20 protein-coding genes are annotated in these 23,847 nt (G+C 59.0%); 10 read left to right on the top strand and 10 right to left on the bottom strand.

Features of this window, described 5'->3' with window-relative positions; translation table 11 throughout:
• Positions 1–60 precede the first annotated feature (60 nt).
• Positions 61–819 (top strand): DNA-binding transcriptional repressor DeoR, encoded by a 759-nt coding sequence (deoR, locus tag INF68_RS03515; RefSeq protein WP_008503427.1) that lies wholly within the window; start codon positions 61–63, stop codon positions 817–819.
• 67 nt (positions 820–886) lie between these two features.
• On the opposite strand, the gene dacC is transcribed toward deoR, so the two are convergent.
• Positions 887–2,092 carry a serine-type D-Ala-D-Ala carboxypeptidase gene (dacC, locus tag INF68_RS03510; RefSeq protein ID WP_126786578.1) on the bottom strand — a complete coding sequence of 402 codons (1,206 nt, stop codon included), beginning with the start codon at positions 2,090–2,092 and terminating at the stop codon, positions 887–889.
• Between the two features lie 240 nt (positions 2,093–2,332).
• Here dacC and INF68_RS03505 point away from each other — a divergent pair, with 240 nt between their 5' ends.
• Positions 2,333–2,959 (top strand): glutathione S-transferase family protein, encoded by a 627-nt coding sequence (locus INF68_RS03505; protein ID WP_126786577.1) that lies wholly within the window; start codon positions 2,333–2,335, stop codon positions 2,957–2,959.
• Here INF68_RS03505 and INF68_RS03500 read toward each other — a convergent pair whose 3' ends face one another.
• A complete protein-coding gene (locus tag INF68_RS03500; protein WP_063439184.1) occupies positions 2,960–4,078 on the bottom strand; it encodes a PQQ-dependent sugar dehydrogenase in 1,119 nt (372 codons plus the stop codon).
• Between the two features lie 106 nt (positions 4,079–4,184).
• Positions 4,185–4,568, bottom strand: a complete 384-nt coding sequence (bssR, locus tag INF68_RS03495) for a biofilm formation regulator BssR (protein ID WP_045355708.1) — start codon at positions 4,566–4,568, stop codon at positions 4,185–4,187.
• Positions 4,569–4,784: 216 nt separating this feature from the next.
• Here bssR and rimO point away from each other — a divergent pair, with 216 nt between their 5' ends.
• Complete coding sequence (gene rimO / locus INF68_RS03490) at positions 4,785–6,110, top strand: 30S ribosomal protein S12 methylthiotransferase RimO (protein ID WP_023310913.1); 1,326 nt, start codon at positions 4,785–4,787, stop codon at positions 6,108–6,110.
• 63 nt (positions 6,111–6,173) lie between these two features.
• On the opposite strand, the gene gsiD is transcribed toward rimO, so the two are convergent.
• Genes gsiD through iaaA form a run of 5 tightly spaced genes read right to left on the bottom strand, consistent with a single transcriptional unit; the run spans position 6,174 to position 12,396 of the window.
• Positions 6,174–7,085 carry a glutathione ABC transporter permease GsiD gene (gene gsiD, locus INF68_RS03485; protein WP_126786576.1) on the bottom strand — a complete coding sequence of 304 codons (912 nt, stop codon included), beginning with the start codon at positions 7,083–7,085 and terminating at the stop codon, positions 6,174–6,176.
• A gap of 1 nt (position 7,086) precedes the next feature.
• Entirely contained in the window at positions 7,087–8,007 is a 921-nt protein-coding gene (gene gsiC / locus INF68_RS03480) for a glutathione ABC transporter permease GsiC (protein WP_023310911.1), read from the bottom strand.
• A gap of 5 nt (positions 8,008–8,012) precedes the next feature.
• Entirely contained in the window at positions 8,013–9,551 is a 1,539-nt protein-coding gene (gsiB, locus tag INF68_RS03475; RefSeq protein ID WP_126786575.1) for a glutathione ABC transporter substrate-binding protein GsiB, read from the bottom strand.
• Between the two features lie 23 nt (positions 9,552–9,574).
• Positions 9,575–11,446: a glutathione ABC transporter ATP-binding protein GsiA gene (gene gsiA, locus INF68_RS03470; RefSeq protein WP_126786574.1), complete on the bottom strand. Its 1,872-nt coding sequence runs from the start codon at positions 11,444–11,446 to the stop codon at positions 9,575–9,577.
• Between the two features lie 11 nt (positions 11,447–11,457).
• Entirely contained in the window at positions 11,458–12,396 is a 939-nt protein-coding gene (gene iaaA, locus INF68_RS03465; protein ID WP_109845962.1) for a beta-aspartyl-peptidase, read from the bottom strand.
• A gap of 188 nt (positions 12,397–12,584) precedes the next feature.
• Between iaaA and moeA the strand changes: the two genes are divergently transcribed.
• Positions 12,585–13,817: a molybdopterin molybdotransferase MoeA gene (gene moeA, locus INF68_RS03460; RefSeq protein ID WP_126786573.1), complete on the top strand. Its 1,233-nt coding sequence runs from the start codon at positions 12,585–12,587 to the stop codon at positions 13,815–13,817.
• A 1-nt stretch (position 13,818) separates the two neighbouring features.
• Entirely contained in the window at positions 13,819–14,571 is a 753-nt protein-coding gene (moeB, locus tag INF68_RS03455; protein WP_126786572.1) for a molybdopterin-synthase adenylyltransferase MoeB, read from the top strand.
• Positions 14,572–14,660: 89 nt separating this feature from the next.
• On the opposite strand, the gene fsa is transcribed toward moeB, so the two are convergent.
• Positions 14,661–15,323 (bottom strand): fructose-6-phosphate aldolase, encoded by a 663-nt coding sequence (fsa, locus tag INF68_RS03450; protein ID WP_126786571.1) that lies wholly within the window; start codon positions 15,321–15,323, stop codon positions 14,661–14,663.
• Positions 15,324–15,451: 128 nt separating this feature from the next.
• Here fsa and INF68_RS03445 point away from each other — a divergent pair, with 128 nt between their 5' ends.
• From INF68_RS03445 to INF68_RS03430, 4 genes are all read left to right on the top strand, one after another.
• Positions 15,452–16,351 (top strand): glycyl-radical enzyme activating protein, encoded by a 900-nt coding sequence (locus INF68_RS03445; protein ID WP_193525255.1) that lies wholly within the window; start codon positions 15,452–15,454, stop codon positions 16,349–16,351.
• A gap of 4 nt (positions 16,352–16,355) precedes the next feature.
• Positions 16,356–18,788, top strand: a complete 2,433-nt coding sequence (locus tag INF68_RS03440) for a formate C-acetyltransferase/glycerol dehydratase family glycyl radical enzyme (RefSeq protein WP_126786569.1) — start codon at positions 16,356–16,358, stop codon at positions 18,786–18,788.
• Positions 18,789–18,954: 166 nt separating this feature from the next.
• The gene (locus INF68_RS03435; RefSeq protein WP_059446374.1) at positions 18,955–19,770 is read left to right on the top strand and encodes a Cof-type HAD-IIB family hydrolase; all 816 of its coding nucleotides are present in this window, start codon (positions 18,955–18,957) and stop codon (positions 19,768–19,770) included.
• A 149-nt stretch (positions 19,771–19,919) separates the two neighbouring features.
• On the top strand, positions 19,920–21,176 hold the full coding sequence (locus INF68_RS03430) for a DUF1479 domain-containing protein (protein ID WP_126786568.1): 1,257 nt from the start codon (positions 19,920–19,922) through the stop codon (positions 21,174–21,176).
• On the opposite strand, the gene INF68_RS03425 is transcribed toward INF68_RS03430, so the two are convergent.
• Positions 21,173–22,246, bottom strand: coding sequence for a LacI family DNA-binding transcriptional regulator (locus tag INF68_RS03425; RefSeq protein WP_126786567.1), 1,074 nt, complete (start codon positions 22,244–22,246; stop codon positions 21,173–21,175). The genes INF68_RS03430 and INF68_RS03425 overlap by 4 nt on opposite strands.
• Before the next feature lie 288 nt (positions 22,247–22,534).
• Between INF68_RS03425 and INF68_RS03420 the strand changes: the two genes are divergently transcribed.
• Positions 22,535–23,836, top strand: a complete 1,302-nt coding sequence (locus INF68_RS03420) for an MFS transporter (protein ID WP_126786566.1) — start codon at positions 22,535–22,537, stop codon at positions 23,834–23,836.
• Positions 23,837–23,847: the final 11 nt, after the last annotated feature.

Raw genomic sequence — 23,847 nt, 5'->3', positions numbered from 1 at the left:
CTGACAGGTTACACTTGAACCCCCGCCCTGCGGGGGTTCACTTTTTTATCCCGAGGAACTATGGAAACACGTCGCGATGACCGCATTGCTCAGCTGCTACAGGCGCTGAAGCGCAGCGATAAGCTGCATCTTAAGGAAGCCGCCAACCTCCTCGGCGTCTCAGAGATGACCATTCGTCGGGATCTGAACAGCGAAAGCGCGCCCGTCGTGCTGCTGGGCGGGTATATTGTGCTTGAGCCGCGTAGCGCCAGCCATTATCTGATCAGCGACCAGAAGACGCGCCTGGTGGAAGAGAAGCGTAAGGCCGCCCGGCTTGCGGCCTCACTGGTACAGCCGCACCAGACGCTGTTTTTTGACTGCGGAACCACCACGCCGTGGATTATCGAAGCTATCGACAGCAGCATCCCTTTTACCGCCGTGTGCTACTCCCTGAACACCTTTCTGGCGCTGCAGGAGAAACCCGAGTGCCGGGTGATCCTCTGCGGCGGCGAGTTTCACGCCAGCAACGCCATCTTTAAGCCGCTTAACCTGCAGGATACGCTCAGCAATCTCTGCCCGGATATCGCGTTTTATTCCGCCGCAGGCGTCAACGTGCGTCAGGGCGCGACCTGCTTTAACCTGGAAGAGCTGCCGGTGAAGCACTGGGCGTTAAGCGCGGCGCAGTATCATGTGCTGGTGGTCGATCACAGCAAGTTTGGCAAGGTGCGTTCGGCAAGAATGGGGGAGCTGGCGCAGTTTGACGCCATCGTCAGCGACTGCCGCCCGGACGACGAGATTGTGGCCCACGCAAAGGCGCAGCAGGTGAAGTTGATGTATTAAGAGGGGTGCGGTCTGATGCCCGCACCCCGGCCCTCTCCCACAGGGAGAGGGAGAAAACCCACAAGGTTTAACTAAACCAGCTGCCAAACCAGCTATGGAATTTCATCATCACGAAATCCCACATCCGGCTGAAGAAGCCGCCCTCATCCACCGCTTCCATCACAATCAGCGGACGCTGTTCAATCGACTTACCGTTAAGCTGGAAATCAATCGTCCCGACCACCTGGCCTTTTTTCAGCGGCGCGGTGAGCTGCGGGTCGGTCAGGGTATAGCTGGCCTTCAGGTTTTTTAGCTGACCGCGCGGAATGGTCACTGAGCCCGCTTCGCCGGCGCCCAGATTCACTTCACTCTTGTCACCAAACCAGACGCGCTGGCTGACGAACGTGGCATCCGGTTTAATCGGCGTCACGGTTTCATAGAAGCGGAAGCCCCAGGTCAGCAGTTTTTCTGACTCATTAAAGCGAATACGGTCGGTTTTGGTGCCCAGCACCACCGAAATCAGACGCATGTCGCCCTGGGTCGCGGAGGCCACCAGGTTATAGCCTGCGCCCGCCGTGGTGCCGGTTTTCATTCCGTCCACGTTAACGTTGCTGCTCCACAGCAGGCGGTTGCGGTTCGGCTGACGGATTTTATTGAAGGTAAACTCTTTCTCTTTGTGGATGGCGTATTCATCCGGCACGTCGTGGATCAGCGCTTTCCCCAGCAGCGCCATGTCGCGCGCGGTACTGAACTGTCCCGGTGCATCCAGACCGTGAACCGTTTTGAACGTGGTGTTGGTTAAGCCCAGTTTCTGCGCGTAGCCATTCATCAAACCAATGAAAGAATCCTGACTGCCGGCAACGTAATCGGCCAGCGCGATACAAGCATCATTTCCCGACTGAATAATTACCCCTTTGTTCAGATCGGAAACGGAGACCTGATCCCCCGGCTTCAGGAACATCACCGAAGAGCCCCGCAGCGCCGGGTTACCGGTCGCCCAGGCATCTTTCCCGATGGTGACCATATCGTCCAGCTTGATCTTGCCCGCTTTCAACGCCTGGCCGACCACATAGCTGGTCATGATTTTGGTCAGGCTTGCCGGATCGAGTTTCTCATCCGCATTCCCTTCCGCCAGCACTTTACCGCTGGAGTAGTCCATCAGGATCCAGGCGCGCGCATCCACAGGCGGCGCTTCGGGAGCAGCCTGTTCAGCTGCGTAGAGCGTTGGTGCAAACAGGAAAAGGAGCGCAGAGCCTGTCGCAAGGCTGCGCAGAGAAGTCATTTTACGCGTCATAAATGCCACCCGAGTGTCCATTCAAAAATTACGTCACATCACCGTGTCGCAAGAAGCGATGAGTAATAGCGCACTAAAACGGTTAAAGAAACCCAACGAGGGTAAAGTTATTAAAGTTTATGCAATAACATTCAGATACGCTTTGATTCAGACGATTTTTTTGTCTTCTGTTGCGTAATTGTTAGGTTTATCTCACCATGGCGAAAGCTGACCCGGATTCACATCTCATCAGGAGTAAATATGATTACGCTTTGGGGCAGGAACAACTCGACCAACGTTAAGAAAGTGCTCTGGACGCTCGAGGAGCTGGATTTACCGTTCAATCAAATCATGGCCGGCATGTCGTTCGGCGTGAATAAAGAGGCCGACTATCTGGCCATGAACCCGAACGGCCTGGTGCCGCTGCTGCGCGATGATGAAACCGACGCGACGCTTTGGGAATCTAACACCATTGTGCGTTACCTCGCCGCCCAGTATGGTCAAGGGCGTCTGTGGGTAGAAAACCCGGCGCAGCGCGCCCAGGGTGAAAAGTGGATGGACTGGGCGAACCAGACGCTATCCCCGACCCACCGCGTGATCCTGATGGGACTTATCCGCACGCCGGAAGCCGAACGCGATCATCCCGCGATTCACGCCGCGCAGGATGCCTGCGAAAATCTTTTCGCGATGATGGATGACGAGCTGGCGAAGCACGCCTGGTTCTCCGGCGAGGCGTTCGGCGTGGGCGATATCGCCGTGGCGCCGTTCGTCTGGAACCTGACCAATATGGGCCTGAAGTGGACGCCGCGCCCTCACCTTGAGCGCTGGCTAAAACAGCTGAGCGATCGCCCGGCGTACCGCAACGTGGTAATGATCCCGGTCACCTGATTACGCACCGGACGGGCTGACTTTTAACAGCTGCCCGTCCGTCTCGTCGGTCAGCACATATAAATAGCCGTCCGGCCCCACCCGCACATCGCGAATACGTTTATCCCGGTCGCCCAGAATTCGCCCGTCCTCCGTTACCTTATTGCCCTCCACGCTCAGCACGATAACGTCCTTTTCCTTCAGCGCGCCGATAAACAGCTTGTTTTTCCACTGCGGGAAAACGTCGCTGTTGTAAAACGCCATACCGCTCACGGCAGGTGACACTTTCCAGACGAACAGCGGTTTTTCGGTTCCCTCAACGTGCTCGCCTTTGGCTTCCGGAATTTTCAGACCGCTGTAGTTAATGCCGTGCGTCGCCAGCGGCCAGCCGTAGTTCTTTCCTTTCTCCGGGATGTTGATCTCATCTCCGCCGCGCGGGCCGTGCTCGTTCAGCCACAGCGCGTCGCTCCAGGGATTCATCGCCATCCCCTGCGGGTTGCGAATGCCGTAAGACCAGATTTCGGGTCGCGCGCCGGGGGTATTCACAAACGGGTTATCCGGCGGCACTTTTCCGTCTTCGGTGAGGCGCACCACTTTACCCTGCAATTTATCCAGATCCTGCGCCGTGGGACGCTGGTTGTTCTCGCCGAGTCCGATAAAGAGCGAGCCTTTGCCGTCGAATACCAGCCGCCCACCAAAATGGTTCCCGGTGGAGAGTTTCGGCATCTGGCGGAACACCACCTGGAAGGCTTCAATGCGCGTAAAATCATCGCTTAACCGGCCATAGCCCACCGCCGTTCCGGCTTTGCCGTCACTTCCTGCTTCGGCGAAGCTAAGCCAGATGCGGCGCGATTTTTCAAAATCCGGGGCGAGGACCACGTCCAGCAATCCTCCCTGACCGTTTGCCCAGACCTTCGGCACGCCGACAATCGGATCGGACAGCCCTTTTCCGGCCTGCCAGCGTTTGAGCTGACCGCCCTTCAGGGTCACCAGCAGGCCTTTATTGTCCGGCAGAAACGCCAGGGACCAGGGATGATCGAGTTTGTTTTGCAGCACCTCGACCTTGACCGCCTCTGGGGCAGCAAGAAGCGAAAACGGAATGAACAACGCAGGCAGGGAAATTAGCGAGGATCGAGGCATAACGCGCTCCTTTATCGGCATATGGCATAAAGGTTAGCCACTGCATCCGGGCGCGTTACCACTTTTACAAAAGCTTAATCAGAAGGGGGAGTTGCCTCCCCCTGGATCAGTGCTGTTCAAGCTTCTCGTGCTCGTTCAGGCACATGATGCATAGAGAGAGCGTGGTCAGGCAGTTTTCAAGCTTCTCCGCGTTAACAGCGATAAAATTCGGGCAGTCGTGGCGTCCGTTCATCAAACATACCCCAGCGATGGAAAGCACCTCAGCGGCGCGGCGCAGGGCGATCAGCTCACTTTCGCCGTATTTCGCCTTCAGGGTCGGTGCTTTTTCACGCATGAAATTGCAAAGTTCAAACAGGTTATCACGCAGATGTTCGCTTTCGCTGACTGACATATACCCTTTTGCCTTCCTCAACTGCAGGTACGCGGCCAGGTCGATTCGGGCGTTGATCAGCTTGGTAAGCAGATCGCGTTTAAGTCTGTCAACGGTCATGCTCTTTCCTCCTCTGTCAGCCATTGTGCATAGTCAGGATAAGTTCATTTTTTGTACAGTTTAATGTCTGGGATCAATTTTTATTAACTGATTAACATTATTTACAATGTTACAACGTCTGCCCGGCGCATCCGCCTTGCAAAGAGTGTATAAATCCCCCGCGATACGCTGTAAAATCCCGCCCTGATAACTCCATAATTGATGAATTTTTAACCTATGAGCAATGTTACGCACCAGCCGAAAATCGGCTTCGTCTCCCTGGGCTGCCCGAAAAACCTCGTGGATTCCGAACGCATCCTGACCGAACTGCGCACCGAGGGCTATGACGTGGTGCCAAGCTACGACAACGCCGATATGGTGATCGTGAACACCTGCGGCTTTATCGACAGCGCGGTTCAGGAGTCACTGGAAGCCATCGGTGAAGCCCTGACGGAAAACGGCAAAGTGATTGTTACCGGCTGTCTGGGCGCGAAAGAAGACCAGATCCGCGAAGTGCACCCGAAGGTGCTGGAGATCACCGGCCCGCACAGCTACGAGCAGGTGCTGGAACATGTTCATCACTACGTGCCAAAACCAAAGCACAACCCGTTCCTGAGCCTGGTGCCAGAGCAGGGCGTGAAGCTGACGCCGCGCCACTACGCGTACCTGAAAATTTCCGAAGGCTGCAACCATCGCTGCACTTTCTGCATCATCCCGTCCATGCGTGGCGATCTGGTAAGCCGTCCGATTGGCGAAGTGCTGGCGGAAGCTAAACGTCTGGCCGACGCGGGCGTGAAGGAGCTGCTGGTCATCTCCCAGGACACCTCGGCTTACGGCGTGGACGTTAAACACCGCTCCGGTTTCCACAACGGCGAGCCGGTGAAAACCAGCATGGTCGGCCTGTGCGAGCAGCTGTCTAAACTCGGTATCTGGACGCGTCTGCACTACGTCTATCCGTACCCGCACGTTGACGACGTGATCCCGCTGATGGCGGAAGGCAAAATTCTGCCGTACCTGGATATCCCGCTGCAGCACGCCAGCCCGCGTATCCTGAAGCTGATGAAGCGTCCTGGCTCCGTTGATCGCCAGCTGGCGCGCATCAAGCAGTGGCGTGAAATCTGCCCGGATCTGACCCTGCGCTCCACCTTCATCGTCGGCTTCCCGGGTGAAACCGAAGAAGACTTCCAGATGCTGCTCGACTTCCTGAAAGAAGCGCGTCTGGACCGCGTAGGCTGCTTCAAGTACAGCCCGGTAGAAGGCGCAACCGCCAATGAGCTGGCGGACCAGGTGCCGGAAGAAGTCAAAGAAGAGCGCTGGAACCGCTTCATGCAGCTGCAGCAGCAGATCTCTGCCGAGCGTCTGCAGGAAAAAGTGGGCCGCGAGATCATGGTCATCGTTGACGAAGTGGACGAAGAAGGCGCGATTGGCCGCAGCATGGCGGACGCCCCTGAAATCGACGGCGCGGTGTACCTGAACGGCGAAACCAACGTTAAGCCGGGTGATATTATTCGCGTGAAGGTTGAAAACGCCGACGAATATGACCTGTGGGGTAGCCGGGTTTAATCACCCCACTCCGCTTTTGTAGGCCGGGTAAGGCGTAGCCGCCACCCGGCACATTTCACTGCCCTACCCCTTAATCCTCGGATCCAGCGCGTCGCGCAGCCCGTCACCCAGCAGGTTAAACGCCAGCACGGTCAGGAAAATCGCCAGACTCGGGAAGATCGCCACGTGCGGCGCAATCACCATATCCGCCCTCGCCTCGTTCAGCATCGCGCCCCACTCCGGGGTCGGAGGCTGCGCCCCTAGCCCCAGAAACGACAGGCTGGCCGCCGAGATAATCGACACGCCGATACGCATGGTGAAATAGACCACGATGGACGATACCGTACCCGGCAAAATATGGCTGAACAGGATCGTGGCGTCGCTGGCCCCCATGCTGCGGGCGGATTCGATAAACGTCTGCTGTTTCAGCACCAGCGTGTTCCCGCGCACCAGGCGCGCGAACGCCGGAATCGAAAAGACCGCGACCGCAATGATGACGTTCGCCATGCCGTTGCCCATGATCGCCACCACGGCAATCGCCAGCAGAATGCCGGGAAAAGCAAACAGCACGTCGCAGATGCGCATGATGATGCGGTCCCACCAGCCTTCGTAATACCCGGCAACGAGACCCAGTACGGTACCGATGGCCGCGCCGATCAGCACCGCGAACACCCCGGCGGCAAGCGAGATCTGCGCCCCGACCAGCACGCGGCTAAAGATATCGCGCCCGAGTGAGTCAACGCCGAACCAGTGGAGCATCGAGGGCCCGTCGTTCAGGCGGTCGTAGTCAAAATAATTTTCCGCATCAAACGGCGCCACCCACGGCGCCACGATCGCCACCACAATCAGCAGCAGCACGAACAGCCCCGCCGTCATCGCGACCGGCTGACGGCGGAAACGCCGCCAGAATTCAGACCACGGGGTGCGGATGTGGTCCGGTTTGAGCCCCGGCATGGCGTTTAAAACAGCCTGACGTCGCCAGTTCAACAATCGCATCTTACTTGTACCTGATGGCCGGGTTAATGGCGGCGTAGAGCACGTCCACCACTAAGTTGATAAGAATAAACTCCAGCGAGAAAAGCAGAACTTCCGCCTGAATCACCGGGTAGTCGCGCATCTCGACGGAGTCGACCAGCAGGCGTCCCAGTCCCGGCCAGTTGAAGACCTTTTCCACGACGATCGAGCCGCCGAGCAGGAAGCCAAACTGGAGCCCCATCATCGTCACCACCGGGATCATCGCATTGCGAAACCCGTGCTTGAGAATGACCCACTTCTCGCTGACCCCTTTCGCCCGCGCGGTGCGAATATAATCTTCGCTCAGCACGTCAACGAACGAGGCGCGGGTAAAGCGGGCCATTACCGCCGAAACGGCAGCCCCCAGCGTCATGGAAGGCAGGATATAGTGCTTCCAGGTATCGGCCCCGACGGTCGGCAGCCAGCCCAGTTCGACGGAGAAGATCTGCATCAGCAGCATCCCCAGCGCGAACGCCGGGAAGGAGATGCCGGTCACCGCCAGCGCCATGCCGAGCTTGTCCGGCCAGCGGTTGCGCCAGACGGCCGCGATAATCCCGGCACCAAGCCCAAACACGACCGCCCAGCTCATGCTGGCTATCGTTAACCAGAACGTCGGCATAAAGCGGCTGGCAATCTCCTCCGACACCGGACGGCGCGACACCATCGAGATACCAAAATCGCCCTGCAGAACATTGCAAATGTAATGGATGAACTGCATATACAGCGGCTGGTCGAGGCCAAGCTGCTTACGCACCAGGTCAATGACGGTAGCATCCGCTTCAGGCCCGGCAACCAGACGCGCCGGATCGCCCGGCAGCATATGGACAAACAGAAATACCAGAACCGCCACAATCAGCAGCGTCGGAATAAGCCCCAGCAGGCGTTTACAAACATAATTCAGCATGAGGTTTATTTTAAATCCGCATCGTCAAAGCTAAAGCCCGTGTCCGGCATGATGTAGAACCCGGTCAACGCTTTGTTATGGGCTGACACCAGTTTCTCCACCACCAGCGGCACCCACGGTGACTCTTTCCAGATAATATCCTGCGCGTCTTTGTAGAGGCGCGCCTTCTCTTCCGGTCTGGTGGTTTTCAGGGCATCGGCCAGGTCTTTGTCCACCTGCGGGTTGCTGTAAAACGCGGTGTTGAACAGGGTTGGCGGCCAGTTTTGCGAGGCAAACAGCGGCGACAGCGCCCAGTCAGCTTCACCGGTCGAGGCTGACCAGCCGGTGTAGAACATCCGCACGCCGCTCTCTTTTTGCCCTTTCCCCTCCACTTCTGCCGCACGCTGTCCGGCATCCATCGCGGTCACCTGTACCTTGATACCCACCTGCGCCAGCTGCTGCTGGGTAAACTGCAGCACCTTCTGGGCGGTACTGTGATTATGCGAAGACCACAGCGTGGTGCTGAAGCCGTTCGGGAAGCCCGCCTCTTTCAGCAGCTCGCGCGCTTTAGCCGGATCGTACGGCCACGGCTGATAGCTTTGCGCATACGCAATAGCCGGCGGCAGCACGCCGGTGGCCGGGGTGGCATAGCCCGCAAAAGCGACCTTCACCAGCGCCTGACGGTTAATGGCGTAGTTGATGGCCTCACGCACCTTCGGGTTATCGAACGGCTTTTGCGTGACGTTCATGCTGATGTAGCGCTGCATGATCGACGGGCTGGCGACCAGCTCCAGCTTACTGTTTTTCTGCAAAATAGCGGCCTGCTCATACGGGATCGGGAAGGCAAACTGCGCCTCGCCGGTTTGCAGCATCGCCGCGCGGGTGTTGTTGTCCACCACCGGGCGCCAGGTGATGGTGTCCAGCTTCGGCAGCCCTTTCTGCCAGTAGCCCGCGAATTTCTTCACCTTCACAAAATCGGTCTGATTCCAGGTGAGCAGTTCATAAGGGCCGGTGCCAACAGGGTGGAAGCCGATCTCCTTGCCGTATTTTTTCAGTGCGGCAGGGGAAATCATCGCCGTTGCCGGATGCGCCAGAATATTGATAAACGCGGAGAACGGCTCTTTCAGGGTGATTTTGACCGTCGCCGGGTCGACCACCTCGGTGCTGGCGATATTTTTATACAGGTTATAGCGCTTGAGGCTATTTTCCGGATTGCTGGCGCGGTCCAGGTTAACCTTCACCGCCTCCGCATTGAAGTCTGTCCCGTCCTGGAACTTCACGCCGGTCCTGAGCTTGATGGTATACACCATCCCGTCGTCGGACACGGTATACCCCCCCGCAAGCACGTTTTTGAGCTTCATCTCTTTATCGAGGCCAAACAGGCCCTGATAGAACGATTTCGCCACCGCCTGAGAGAGCGTGTCGTTAGCGTCATACGGATCGAGCGTGGTGAAATTCGAGCCGACGGCGACCACCACGTCTTTGGCAGCGAACGCGGGGGCAGCGGCCAGGGCTGCCGTCACGCTCGCGGCTAACAACCATCTACGCGCTACAAATGTAACCATTGTGTTCTCCTGCCTGTTGTAAGTTATAACCGCGAAAAAGCGTTGTCCTGACGCGGGGGAGCGACGAAATGACCCGGCCCGACCTCGCGCAGCGTCACGCGCTCCACGGCCTCGCCGCGTTTATGAATATTGCCCGGCATTTCATCCTGGAGCAGCACGCGCTGGCCGTGACGATGCGCGGGATCGGCAACCGGGACCGCCGCGATAAGCTTGCGGGTGTACGGATGCTGCGGGTTCTCAAACACCGCCCTTCGCGGACCAATCTCCACGATCTGCCCCATAAACATCACTGCCACGCGATGGCTGATGCGCTCGACCACCGCCATATCGTGCGAGATAAACAGGAAGGCAATGCCCATATCCCGCTGTAAATCCAGCAGTAAGTTGATGATTTGCGCCCGGATAGAGACATCCAGCGCCGAGACGGACTCATCGGCAATCACCACTTTCGGGTTCAGCGCCAGCGCGCGGGCGATGCAGATACGCTGCCGCTGTCCGCCGGAAAACTCGTGCGGATAACGCCAGGCGTGCTCCGGCTTCAGGCCGACGCGCTCCAGCAGCCAGGCCACGCGGCGCTGGGCCGCTTCGCCGTCGAGCAGGTTATGCACCCGCAGCGGCTCCATGATCGAATACCCCACCGTGTGGCGCGGATCGAGAGAGGCATACGGGTCCTGGAAAATAAACTGAATATCCCGCCGCACCGCCTGCAGCTTGCTGTCCGGAAGGGTATCAATGCGCTCGCCGTTAAAGGTAATGCTGCCTTCCTGTGATTCCACCAGACGGAGCAACGCGCGCCCGGTGGTGGATTTACCGCAGCCGGACTCTCCCACCAGCGCCAGCGTTTCGCCCGGCCAGAGATCGAAGCTGACGTTTTCCACCGCGTGCACTTCGCGCTTAACGCGGTTCAGTATGCCGCTGCGCAGCGGAAAACGGGTGACCAGATCGCGCACTTCCAGAATGGGCTTACCCGGCACCACGGTGTCCTGCTCGGGCTCATCCTCCTGCTGCTCAGACGCCTCAAGAGAAATCAGGGGGAAGCGGCGCGGCAAATCGCTGCCGTTCATCGCCCCCAGGCGCGGAACCGCCGCCAGCAGCGCTTTGGTGTAAGGATGCACGGGCGCGTGAAAAATCTGCTCGACCGGGCCGGTTTCCACCGCGCTGCCCTTGTGCATCACCAGCATCCGATCGGCGATATCGGCGACTACGCCCATATCGTGGGTGATGAAAATCACCCCCATCTCCATCTCCTGCTGCAGCACTTTGATGAGCTGCAGGATCTGCGCCTGAATCGTCACGTCCAGCGCCGTCGTCGGTTCATCGGCTATCAGCACCGCCGGACGGCACGAGAGCGCCATGGCAATCATCACCCGCTGACGCATGCCGCCGGAAAGCTGATGCGGGTAGCGACCCAGAATGGCCTGCGCCTCCGGAATGCGCACCAGCTCCAGCATCCGTCGGGCCTCTTTGAGCGCTTCATCGCCGCTCAGCCCCTGATGCAGGCGGATGGACTCGGCGATTTGTTCCCCGACCGGGAAAACCGGGTTCAGGGAGGTCATCGGCTCCTGGAAGATCATCGCAATATCCGCCCCGCGCACGCCCTGCATCTGCGAACCGCTCAGCTCATTTAAATCAATGACCTGACGGTTACGGCGGCGCAGGAGCATTTTCTCGCTGCTGATTTGCCCGCCCGTCTGTTCCAGCAGACGCATCAGCGCCAGCGCGGTGACCGATTTACCGGAGCCGGACTCGCCAACAATCGCCAGCGTCTCGCCGCGCCTGAGCGTGAACGATAAATTCTGTACTGCGGGGATGAACTGCCGCTCTTCCTGAAACGCAATATTGAGCTGATGGACAGCCAGCACTTCGCGGTTGTCCAGTTCTTCACTGTGCGGCACGCGCTGCCCCCTTATTCACGATAGATGCCCGTGCTCGGTTCATCACCGGCATAACCCCAGGCGCGATACATGCCTTCACTGTTGAACGGCAAAGCCACGTTGCCCTCACGATCCACCGCAATGAGCCCGCCGACGCCGCCAAGCGCGGGGAGTTTTTCCATTACCACGCGCTCGCAGGCTTCGCTGAGGCTTAAACCGCCGTAATCCATCAGCGCGGTGATGTCGTAGGCCGCGAGGGCGCGGATAAACACTTCCCCGGTTCCGGTACACGACACCGCCGCCGTCGCGTTATTGGCGTAGCAGCCGGCGCCCGGCAGCGGGCTATCGCCGACGCGCCCGGGCAGCTTGTTGGTCATCCCGCCCGTTGAGGTCGCCGCCGCGAGGTTTCCGGCCTTATCCAGCGCCACCGCGCCGACCGTGCCCATTTTGGTGGTTTCATCGAGCGGCGCTGTATGGTCAAGCTGCGTCATGCCCGCCGAACGGGCTTCCAGCAGCTGCTGGTAGCGCTCCTCCGTGGAAAACAGATCCGCCGATACCGGTTCCATCCCGTGCTCGAAGGCAAACGCCTCTGCCCCGGCCCCCGTCAGCAGCACGTGCGGACTCGCCTCCATCACCAGACGCGCCGCCAGCACCGGATTGCGCAGATGACTCACGCCCGCCACGGCGCCCGCTTTCAGGGTGACGCCGTCCATCACGCAGGCATCCAGCTCGTGCGTTTCATCCCGGGTAAAGACCGAACCGATCCCCGCATTAAATAACGGACACTCTTCCAGCAGGCGCACCGCCTCGGTGACCACGTCCAGCGCGCTTTCGCCCGCTTCGAGCATTTTCTGACCCGTTTCCACAATGGCGTACAGCGCGTCGATATAGCGCTTTTCCTGCTCGGGACTGAGCTGTGCTCGGGTGATTGCCCCGGCGCCACCATGAATTGCGATTACCGCATTAACCATTCGCATCACCCGTTAGCCTGATTTGCGGCTTTTTCTATAAATATCATTATCGTCGATGAAACTTCAGATGATTTTTGAATATAGAAAGACGTAACTGTGATGTAAAGCGTACACCCGTCGGGTCATACAGTTAGCCGCACTTTTCTGCCATAATGAGCGCTTTCGTTGTTACTCCGCAGGAGCCCACCATGGATTTTACCGCCGGACTGATGCCGCTTGAGACGGCACTCACGCAGATGCTTGACCGAGTTTCCCCGCTGCATGACGTTGAGACGCTGCCCCTCGTGCGCTGTTTTGGCCGTATTGCCGCGCGCGATATCGTCTCTCCGCTTAACGTGCCGGGGTTTGATAATTCCGCGATGGACGGTTACGCGGTACGCCTGGCGGATCTCCAGACGGGTAACGCCCTGCCGGTGGCGGGTAAAGCCTTTGCGGGCCAGCCGTTTAGCGGTGAATGGCCTGCGGGCACCTGCGTGCGCATCATGACCGGCGCGCCGGTTCCGGCCGGCTGCGACGCCGTTGTGATGCAGGAAGAGACCGAACAGACCGACGACGGCGTGCGTTTTACTGCGAACGTTAAAGCGGGCCAGAACATCCGCCGCACGGGCGAAGATATCACGCTTGGCGCAACGGTCTTTGCCGCCGGACAGAAGCTGACGGTAGGTGAACTGCCGGTGCTGGCGTCGCTCGGCGTGGCTGAAATCGACGTTATCCGTAAAGTGCGCGTTGCCGTTTTCTCCACCGGCGACGAACTTCAGCTTCCGGGCCAGCCGCTGCAGGACGGTCAGATTTACGACACCAACCGCCTCGCGGTACATCTGATGCTGGAGCAGCTGGGCTGCGAGGTGATTAACCTCGGCATTATTCCTGACGATCCGGAAAAACTGCGCGCCGCGTTTATCGAGGCGGATAACGCTGCCGACGTGGTCATCAGCTCCGGCGGCGTCTCCGTGGGCGAAGCGGATTACACCAAAACCATCCTCGAAGAGCTGGGGGAAATCGCCTTCTGGAAGCTGGCCATCAAGCCGGGAAAACCGTTCGCGTTTGGCAAGCTCACTCACGGCTGGTTCTGCGGCCTGCCGGGGAATCCGGTCTCGGCGGCTCTCACCTTCTACCAGCTGGTGATCCCGCTGCTGGCGAAGCTTTCAGGCAACAGCGCCAGCCCGCTGCCGGAACGCCAGCGCGTGCGCGCCGCCACGGGCCTGAAAAAATCGCCGGGTCGTCTCGATTTCCAGCGCGGCATTCTGGCGCGCAACGCGGACGGAGAGCTCGAAGTGAGCACCACCGGGCACCAGGGCTCACACATTTTCAGCTCCTTCAGCCAGGGCAACTGCTTTATCGTCCTGGAGCGCGAGCGCGGCAATGTGGAAGCAGGCGAATGGGTTGAGGTTGAAAGTTTTAACCATCTGTTCGGAGGTTGACATGACGGTGGAGCTGAGCGACCCGGAGATGATGCGCTACAACCGCCAGATTGTGCTGCGCGGGTTTGACTTTGAGGGCCAGGAAGCGCTTAAAGCAGCAAGCGTGCTGGTTGTCGGGCTCGGCGGTCTTGGCTGCGCCGCCGCGCAGTATCTTGCGGCGGCGGGCGTTGGCAGAATGACGCTGCTGGATTTTGATACCGTGTCGGTATCTAACCTGCAGCGCCAGACGCTGCACAGCGACGCGACGGTTGGTCAGCCGAAGGTGGACTCTGCCCGCACGGCATTGGTACGAATCAACCCCAACGTTCAGTTCACCCTGATTGACGCGATGCTGGATGACGTGGCGCTGTCCGCGCAGATTGCGCAGCATGACCTGGTGCTGGACTGCACCGATAACGTCGCCGTCCGTAACCAGCTGAACGCGGGCTGCTTTGCCCACAAAATCCCGCTGATCTCCGGCGCGGCGATCCGCATGGAGGGGCAAATCAGCGTCTTCACGTACGCGGAAGGTGAACCCTGCTACCGCTGCCTGAGCCGTCTGTTCGGCGAGAACGCGCTGACCTGCGTTGAAGCGGGCGTGATGGCGCCGCTGGTCGGCGTGATTGGCTCCCTGCAGGCGATGGAAGCGATCAAGGTGCTGGCGCGCTACGGCACGCCAGCCGCGGGGAAAATTGTGATGTATGACGCGATGACCTGCCAGTTCCGCGAGATGAAGCTGATGCGTAACCCGGGGTGTGAGGTTTGCGGAGGTTAAAGCAAACGGCAACCTTCAGGTTGCCGTTTTCGTGTTTGCTCCCTCTCCCTGTGGGAGAGGGTTGGGGTGAGGGCATCAGGCCGCACCCGTCAGATCGACGTCCGTCCAAACGCCCCCTGCCAGTCCTGCTCAAACTTCACAATCGCCGCATCCACGGCCGGAGAGGTAATAAACTGCTGCGCCACGTCCAGCGGCAGCGTGATTGACTCGCAGCCTGCCAGCAGGCAGTCCAGCGCCTGACGCGGCGTTTTGAAGCTCGCGGCCAGCACCTTTGACTGCGGGGCGTGCAGCGTCAGCAGCTGCTGCAGTTCAACCACGGTCTGGATCCCGTCCCCGCCCTGCGCGTCCACGCGGTTAACGTAAGGCGCCACATACTCTGCACCCGCCAGCGCGGAGAGCATCCCCTGCGCAGAACCGTAAACCGCCGTACCCAGCGTCGGGATCCCTTCCGCTTTCAGCATCTTGATCGCCGCCAGCCCTTCGGCGGTCACCGGCACTTTTACTACCAGGTCGTTAATGATGGCGCGCAGCTTACGCGCGTCCTCCACCATCCCTTCGGCGGTGGTCGCCATCACCTGGGCGAACAGACGGCCTTTACCGCCCAGCGCGTCGTGCAGCGCCGGCAGCAGCTCGTCCAGCGGCGTTTTACCTGCCGCCACAATGCTTGGGTTGGTGGTCACGCCCGCCAGCGGGAAGATACGCGCCAGCTTTTTGACTGCCGCAACGTCAGATGTGTCGAGATAAAGTTCCATGATGTCACCCTCAAAATTAGCCTGCACTTACCCTATCACGATAAAACCTGTTCAGTAGTTGACCTGCATCAAGATAATTTTCATTCGAAAGTAATTTAATCTTCATGTGCAACACGAGAGGCGAAATCATGATCTTCAATATTCAGCGTTACTCTACCCACGACGGCCCCGGTATTCGAACCGTGGTGTTCCTGAAAGGCTGCTCGCTGGGCTGTCGCTGGTGTCAGAACCCGGAAAGCCGCTCCCGCAGCCGGGACGTGCTGTTTGACGCGCGCCTGTGCCTGGACGGCTGTGACCTGTGCCAGCAGGCGGCACCGGGCTGCATCGAACGCGCGCTGAATAGCCTGGCTATCCACCGCGAGAAGCTTGATGAAGCCGCGCTCAACGCCCTTACCGACTGCTGCCCGACGCAGGCGCTGACCGTCTGCGGTGAAGAGCAGCAGGTCGAGGAGATCATGGCGACTGTACTGCGCGACAAACCCTTCTACGATCGTAGCGGCGGCGGGATCACCCTCTCCGGCGGCGAACCGTTTATGAACCCTGAGCTGGCGCACGCCCTGTTTAAAGCCAGCCACGAACAGGGGATCCACACCGCCGTGGAAACCTGCCTTCACGTGCCGTGGCATTACATCGAGCCATCATTACCCTACGTCGATCTGTTCCTCGCCGACCTGAAGCACGTCGACGGTGAGGTGTTCAAACAGTGGACGGACGGTTCGGCTAAGCGGATCCAGGATAACCTGAAACGTCTTGCCGCCGCCGGGAAAAAAATCACCATTCGCGTGCCGCTGATCCAGGGCTTTAACGCTGACGAAGCGTCCATAACCGCCATTACCAACTTCGCTGCCGACGAGCTCGGCGTCGACGATATTCATTTTCTGCCGTATCACACGCTGGGCATGAACAAATACACCCTGCTCGGCCAACCCTACTCTGCCCCTGACAAACCGCTGGATAACCCTGCCCTGCTGGACTTCGTGCAGCAGTACGCCTGCCAGAAAGGGTTAACCGCGACCTTACGAGGATAAACCTATGACAACCCTGAATCTCAACACCCTCAGCGAGCGCATTAAGGCGCACAAAATGGCCCTGGTGCATATCGTCAAGCCGCCGGTCTGTACCGAGCGCGCCCAGCATTACACCGAAATGTACCAGCAGCACATGGACAAGCCGATCCCGGTACGCCGCGCCCTGGCGCTGGCGCATCACCTGGCGGAACGCACCATCTGGATCAAACACGACGAGCTGATCATCGGTAACCAGGCAAGCGAAGTGCGCGCCGCGCCGATTTTCCCGGAATACACCGTCTCCTGGATTGAGAAAGAGATCGACGATCTGGCGGACCGCCCGGGCGCGGGCTTTGCGGTGAGCGAAGAGAACAAGCGCGTGTTGCATGAGATCTGCCCGTGGTGGCGCGGCCAGACGGTGCAGGACCGATGCTACGGCATGTTCACCGACGAGCAGAAAGGCCTGCTGGAAACCGGCATTATCAAAGCCGAAGGCAACATGACCTCCGGCGACGCGCACCTGGCGGTCAACTTCCCGCTGGTGCTGGAGAAAGGCCTCGACGGCCTGCGCGCTAAGGTGGCCGAGCGCCGCACGCGCATCAACCTGACGGTGCTGGAAGACCTGCACGGCGACCAGTTCCTGAAGGCGATCGATATCGTGCTGGAAGCCGTAAGCCTGCATATCAAACGCTTTGCCAATCTGGCGCGTGAAATGGCGTCCACCGAAACCCGCGAAAGCCGCCGCGACGAGCTGCTGGCGATGGCGGAAAACTGCGACGTGATTGCCCACGAGCCGCCAAAAACCTTCTGGCAGGCGCTGCAGCTGTGCTACTTCATTCAGCTGATCCTGCAGATTGAGTCCAACGGCCATTCCGTCTCCTTCGCGCGTATGGACCAGTATCTCTATCCGTACTACCGCCGCGACGTGGAGCTGAACCAGAGCCTGGATCGCGAGCACGCCATCGAGCTGCTCCACAGCTGCTGGCTGAAGCTGCTGGAAGTGAACAAGATCCGCTCCGGCTCGCACTCCAAGGCTTCCGCCGGTAGCCCGCTGTACCAGAACGTCACCATCGGCGGCCAGAAGCTGGTCAACGGTGAGCCGATGGACGCGGTGAACCCGCTCTCCTACGCGATTCTGGAGTCCTGCGGTCGCCTGCGATCCACCCAGCCAAACCTGAGCGTGCGTTACCACGCGGGCATGAGCAACGACTTCCTCGATGCCTGCGTGCAGGTGATCCGCTGCGGCTTCGGGATGCCCGCGTTCAACAACGATGAAATCGTCATTCCGGAATTCATCAAGCTCGGCGTTGAACGAGACGACGCCTACGACTACGCGGCCATCGGCTGTATCGAAACTGCGGTGGGCGGCAAATGGGGCTATCGCTGCACCGGCATGAGCTTTATCAACTTCGCCCGCGTGATGCTGGCCGCGCTGGAAGGCGGGCGCGACGCCACCAGCGGCAAGGTGTTCCTGCCGCAGGAGAAAGCGCTCTCCGCCGGTAACTTCGACAACTTCGACGAAGTGATGGCGGCGTGGGACAGCCAGATCCGCTACTACACCCGCAAATCCATCGAGATTGAGTACGTGGTGGATACCATGCTGGAAGAGAACGTCCACGATATTCTCTGCTCGGCGCTGGTGGACGACTGCATCGAACGCGCGAAAAGCATCAAGCAGGGCGGCGCGAAGTACGACTGGGTCTCCGGCCTGCAGGTGGGTATCGCTAACCTCGGCAACAGCCTGGCTGCGGTGAAGAAGCTGGTGTTCGAGCAGGGCACTATCGGTCAGCAGCAGCTGGCGGCGGCGCTGGCGGATGACTTCGACGGGCTGACCCACGAGCAGCTGCGCCAGCGCCTGATTAACGGCGCGCCGAAGTACGGCAACGACGACGACAGCGTGGACATGCTGCTGACGCGCGCCTATCAGACCTACATCGAAGAGCTGAAGCAGTACCACAACCCGCGCCACGGCCGCGGCCCGATTGGCGGTAACTACTACGCGGGCACCTCTTCCATTTCCGCGAACGTGCCGTTTGGCGCGGCAACGATGGCCACTCCGGACGGACGTAAGGCGCACACCCCGCTGGCGGAAGGAGCAAGCCCGGCCTCCGGTACGGACCACCTCGGCCCGACGGCGGTAATTGGCTCGGTGGGTAAACTGCCGACGGAAGCGATTCTCGGCGGCGTGCTGCTTAACCAGAAGCTGAACCCGTCGACGCTGGAAAACGACAGCGATCGCCAGAAGCTGATGGTGCTGCTGCGCACCTTCTTCGAGGTGCATAAAGGCTGGCATATTCAGTACAACATCGTCTCGCGCGAAACGCTGCTGGAAGCGAAGAAACATCCTGACCAGTATCGCGATCTCGTGGTGCGCGTCGCGGGCTACTCGGCGTTCTTCACCGCCCTGTCGCCGGATGCGCAGGACGATATTATCGCCCGTACTGAGCACACGCTGTAACGGCATGTCCCCTCACCCCGACCCTCTCCCACAGGGAGAGGGAGAAAACACTAACAACGGCGACCTCGGTTGCCGTTTTACTTTTACTTTCGAATGAAATTAAATTTGTGCTCCCCGTCACCTTGTTATTAGAATGTTTCAAAACGCAGTGACCCAGGAGCACAGTATGACCGTTAAAGTTATCGTCACCGATATGGACGGAACTTTCCTTGATGATGCCAAGCAGTACGATCGTGACCGCTTCCAGGCACAGTTTGAACAGCTTAAAGCCCGCGACATTGAATTCGTTGTCGCCAGCGGCAACCAGTATTACCAGCTCATCTCCTTCTTTCCGGAGCTGAAAGACCGGATCTCCTTCGTGGCGGAAAACGGCGCGCTGGTGTTCGATCGCGGCGAACAGATTTTCCACGGCGAGCTGACGCGTCATGAATCGCAAATCGTGATTGGCGAACTGCTGAAAGATAAAGGGCTGAACTTCGTGGCCTGCGGGCTGGAGAGCGCGTACGTGAGCGATAAAGCCCCGGACGCGTTCGTGGCGCTGATGTCAAAGCACTATCACCGCTTAAAGCGCATCAGCGATTACCGCGAAATTGACGACGTACTGTTTAAATTCTCCCTGAACCTGCCGGACAGCGATATCCCTAATCTGGTGGATAAACTGCACGTCTCCCTGGACGGCATCATGAAGCCGGTCACCAGCGGCTTTGGCTTTGTCGATTTGATTATCCCCGGCCTGCACAAGGCCAACGGCATCAGTCGTCTGCTGAAACGCTGGAAAATCTCCCCGCAGGAGTGCGTGGCCATTGGTGACAGCGGCAACGATGCCGAGATGCTGAAGCTGGTGAAATATTCCTTTGCGATGGGCAACGCGGCAGAGAGCATCAAAGAAATCAGCCGCTACGGCACAGACGACAACAACCATCAGGGCGCGCTGAACGTCATTCAGGCCGTGCTCGACAACCATTCCCCGTTCGACCTCTGATCCTTTCCTCGCCGGAGCGTCGCTCCGGCCTCTCACTCTTTTTCCGACCTGTGGCTTGCGTCAAGTTTTTAAACTTGCATTAACTTATTTTTAACTTAAAGTATCACTTGCAGACACTTTTACTTTCGAATGAAAGATGCGAGGCAGTTATGACCTTTACCAGTGAAACCTTACCAGCGGACCACAAAGCGGCAATCCGCCAGTTAAAACGTGAGCTGCGCGCGCAGATCGGCGACGTGCAGGCGGTGTTTAATAAGCTCAGCGACAAAATTGCCACCCGCGTGGCGGAAATCAACGCGCTTAAGAACAAAGGCGAATCCGTCTGGCCGGTGATTCCGTTTGCGGATGTGAAAAACGGCACGATTACCGACGCACAGCGCGAGGCCGTTAAACGCCGCGGCTGCGCGGTGATTAAAGGTCATTTCCCGCGCAAGCAGGCGCTGGCGTGGGATCAGTCGATGCTCGACTACCTCGATCTGAATAAGTTTGATGAGGTCTACAAAGGCCCGGGCGATAACTTCTTCGGCACCCTGACGGCCTCCCGTCCGGAGATTTACCCGATTTACTGGTCGCAGGCGCAGATGCAGGCGCGCCAAAGCGAAGAGATGGCGCAGGTGCAGTCGTTCCTGAATCGTTTATGGACATTCGAGAGCAACGGCAAGCAGTGGTTCAACCCGGACGTGAGCGTGATTTACCCGGACCGTATCCGCCGCCGCCCGCCGGGAACGACCTCGAAAGGGCTGGGCGCGCATACCGACTCCGGCGCGCTGGAGCGCTGGCTGCTTCCGGCTTATCAACAGGTGTTTGCCCGCGTGTTTGACGGCAACGTCGATAAGTACGATCCGTGGAACGCCGCGCACCGTACCGAAGTGGAAGAGTACACCGTCGATAACACCACCAAATGCTCGGTATTCCGCACCTTCCAGGGCTGGACGGCGCTGTCGGATATGATCCCGGGCCAGGGCCTGCTGCACGTGGTGCCGATCCCGGAAGCGATGGCTTACATTCTTCTGCGTCCGCTGCTGGACGACGTGCCGGAAGACGAGCTGTGCGGCGTGGCGCCGGGGCGCGTGCTGCCGGTTTCCGAGAAGTGGCACCCGCTGCTCATCGAGGCATTAAGCAGCATTCCGGCACTCGACGCGGGCGATTCCGTGTGGTGGCACTGCGATGTGATCCACTCCGTCGCGCCGGTGGAAAATCAGCAGGGGTGGGGCAACGTGATGTACATCCCTGCCGCGCCGATGTGCGAGAAAAACCTCGCGTACGCGAAGAAGGTCAAGGAAGCGCTGGAAACCGGCGCGTCGCCGGGAGACTTCCCGCGCGAGGATTATGAAAAGAGTTGGCAGGATCGCTTTACCGTGAACGATCTCAACATCCACGGCAAGCGCGCGCTGGGCATGGTTTAACTGTCGTACAGCCCTTCCCGCTCCACGGCGGTGCGTCGTTTCCCCTGACGTATCCGCCGTACCGATTCCCGCACGGCCAGCGTGCCGTTAAGCAGTAACGTCCCGACCGGCGCGTCCGGGCGCATAAGCCGCTGCTGGAGCATATATACCGCTTCGGTTCCCAGCTCATCGCGCGGAACGTGCACCGCCGTTAATGGAACATCCTGAATCGCCGCCAGGTTAAAGCCATCAATGCTCATCACCGACACGTCCTGCGGCACGCGCAGGCCGTGGTTTTGTAATGCGCTAATGGTGCCCGCCGCCATAAAGTCGCCGCCGACCAGGAACGCGGTAGGTAAATCCTTCCCCTGCACTTCACTGAGCCAGCTGCTGACCATCTGTTCCGTTTCGCGCGCGCTGAAGCTGGGCACCACCAGCAGATCGCGTTTATCGTTGAATTTCAGATTGTGAGATTGCCACGCGTCGCGGATCCCCGCCAGGCGCAGCTCCATGGTGTAGCGGCGCAGGCACAGCACGTTCATCACCTCACGGTGTCCCATTTCGAACAGATATTCCGCCGCCCGCTCGCCGATGGCGCGATGGTCCGGCGCGACGGCAGGCAGACGCATGTGCCGGTCGCGGCAGTTAATCAGCATGCAGGGTTTACCGACGTCCACCGCCAGATCGTGGATATGGGGATCGTCAATGCCAAGAAGGATTGCCGCCTGGGTGTCCGCTTCGTTCATGCGTGCCAGAAACAGCTGGGCGTCGCTGTCGTTCTCCTCCAGCGCGCAGTAGCGAAGGCGCACATCGTGGGACGCCAGGCCTTTACTCACGCTCTGGATCACGCGGTAGTAAAAGATGTCGGACCGCTCGTCAAACGCCCGCTGCGGGGCAAAAACCACCAGGCTGTTAAGCAGCAGACGCCCTGCCGCCATGCCGTCCATCACCCCCAGCTCCCGCGCGCACGCCAGCACCTTCGCGCGCGCTTTTTCACTGGTATTCGCTTTTCCCGCCAGCACCCGCGATACGGTGCTGATCGAGAGCTGCGTCCGGGCCGCGATTTCGGTGATTTTTAGACTTTTGTCCATTTTGTGATCTGGCTCCATTTGCGAAATGAGAAAATTTTCATAGCGTATTGGTCAGGTAATAGCTGACATAAAAGCCATCATGCCAGAGGGTTTACGTCAGTTATGAGAAATTTTGCACAAAATCCACTTTTGCCCACTCATTTTCTTCCTTAAGGTGAACTTGTCACACAACTTCCATACTAGTTGTATAGCAACTTAAGCAGTTTAAACGGATAGAAATCAAAGGCATAAAAATCCGTGTGACACCTGAACCTCCGTCCCCTTACCGTCCGTCTTGTGGAGAGTAAAATGAGTCAGGACATCAATAACACCGTAGCGACAAGCAAAACAGGTCGCGTCATCAAGAACCTGCGCTGGTACGTGCTGGTGCTGTTCTTACTTGGCGTCACCGTTAACTACATCACCCGTAACTCACTCGGGATCCTCGCCCCGGAACTGAAAGAGAGCCTCGGGATCACCACCGAGCAATACTCCTGGATCGTCGGCGCGTTCCAGATCGCCTATACCATTTTCCAGCCCCTGTGCGGCTGGCTGATTGACGTCATCGGCCTGAAGATTGGCTTTATGGTCTGCGCCGGGATCTGGGCGCTGATGTGTATCTTCCATGCGGGCGCCGGAAGCTGGCTGCACCTCGCTATTCTGCGCTTCTTTATGGGTGCGTCTGAGGCCGCGGCTACCCCGGCGAACGCCAAAACCATCGGCGAATGGTTCCCGAAATCAGAGCGACCCGTTGCCGCCGGCTGGGCGGGCGTGGGCTTCTCTATCGGCGCGATGCTGGCTCCGCCTATCATTTACTTCGCTCACGCGTCGTTCGGCTGGCAGGGGGCGTTCATGTTTACCGGCGTGCTGGCGCTGCTGTGGGTGATCCTGTGGTGGGCGTTCTACCATAATCCGGAGCAGCACCCGAACCTGAGCAAGGACGAGCTGGCGTTTATCAAGCAGGATAACGAACCGCCTGCCGTCAAACTGCCCTTCCTGACCGCGCTGAAAACCGTCTCGAAAAACAAACGCTTCTACGGTATCGCCATCCCGGCCTTTATGGCGGAACCGGCCTGGGCGGTGCTGAGCTTCTGGGTGCCGCTGTACCTTGCCAAAGAGCACGGTATGGACCTGAAGCAGATTGCGATGTTTGCCTGGCTGCCGTTCCTCGCCGCCGACCTCGGCAGCGTGGCGAGTGGCTACCTGACGCGTCTGTACACCCGTCTGTTCGGCTGCTCGCGCGTTAACTCGGTCGTTGCCAGCTCCGTGACGGGCGCGTTCCTGATGATCTCGCTGGGCATCGTGGCCATTACCCGCGACCCGTATATCACCATCGTGCTGATCTCCATCGGCGGCTTCGGGCACCAGATCATCTCCTGCATGCTGAGCGCCCTGGTCGTGGAGTCGTTCGACAAAGGCCAGATGGCGACCGTCAACGGCATGCGCGGCTCGGCGGCGTGGATCGCCAGCTTCCTGTTCTCGCTGTTAATCGGTGTGACCGCCGACAAAATCGGCTTTAACCCGCTCTTTATCGCCATGGGCTTCTTTGACCTGATTGGCGCTCTCTTCCTGGTAGCATTTATTGCTGAACGTCGCGCCAAGCGCGCCTGATAGTGGATGTA

Source organism: Enterobacter cloacae complex sp. P16RS2 (assembly GCF_014982155.1).
In the GTDB taxonomy this organism is placed as follows: Bacteria; Pseudomonadota; Gammaproteobacteria; order Enterobacterales; family Enterobacteriaceae; genus Enterobacter; species Enterobacter cloacae_M.
Note: the sequence above shows the minus strand (reverse complement) of the source record. Positions and strands in the feature narration are given on the sequence as shown.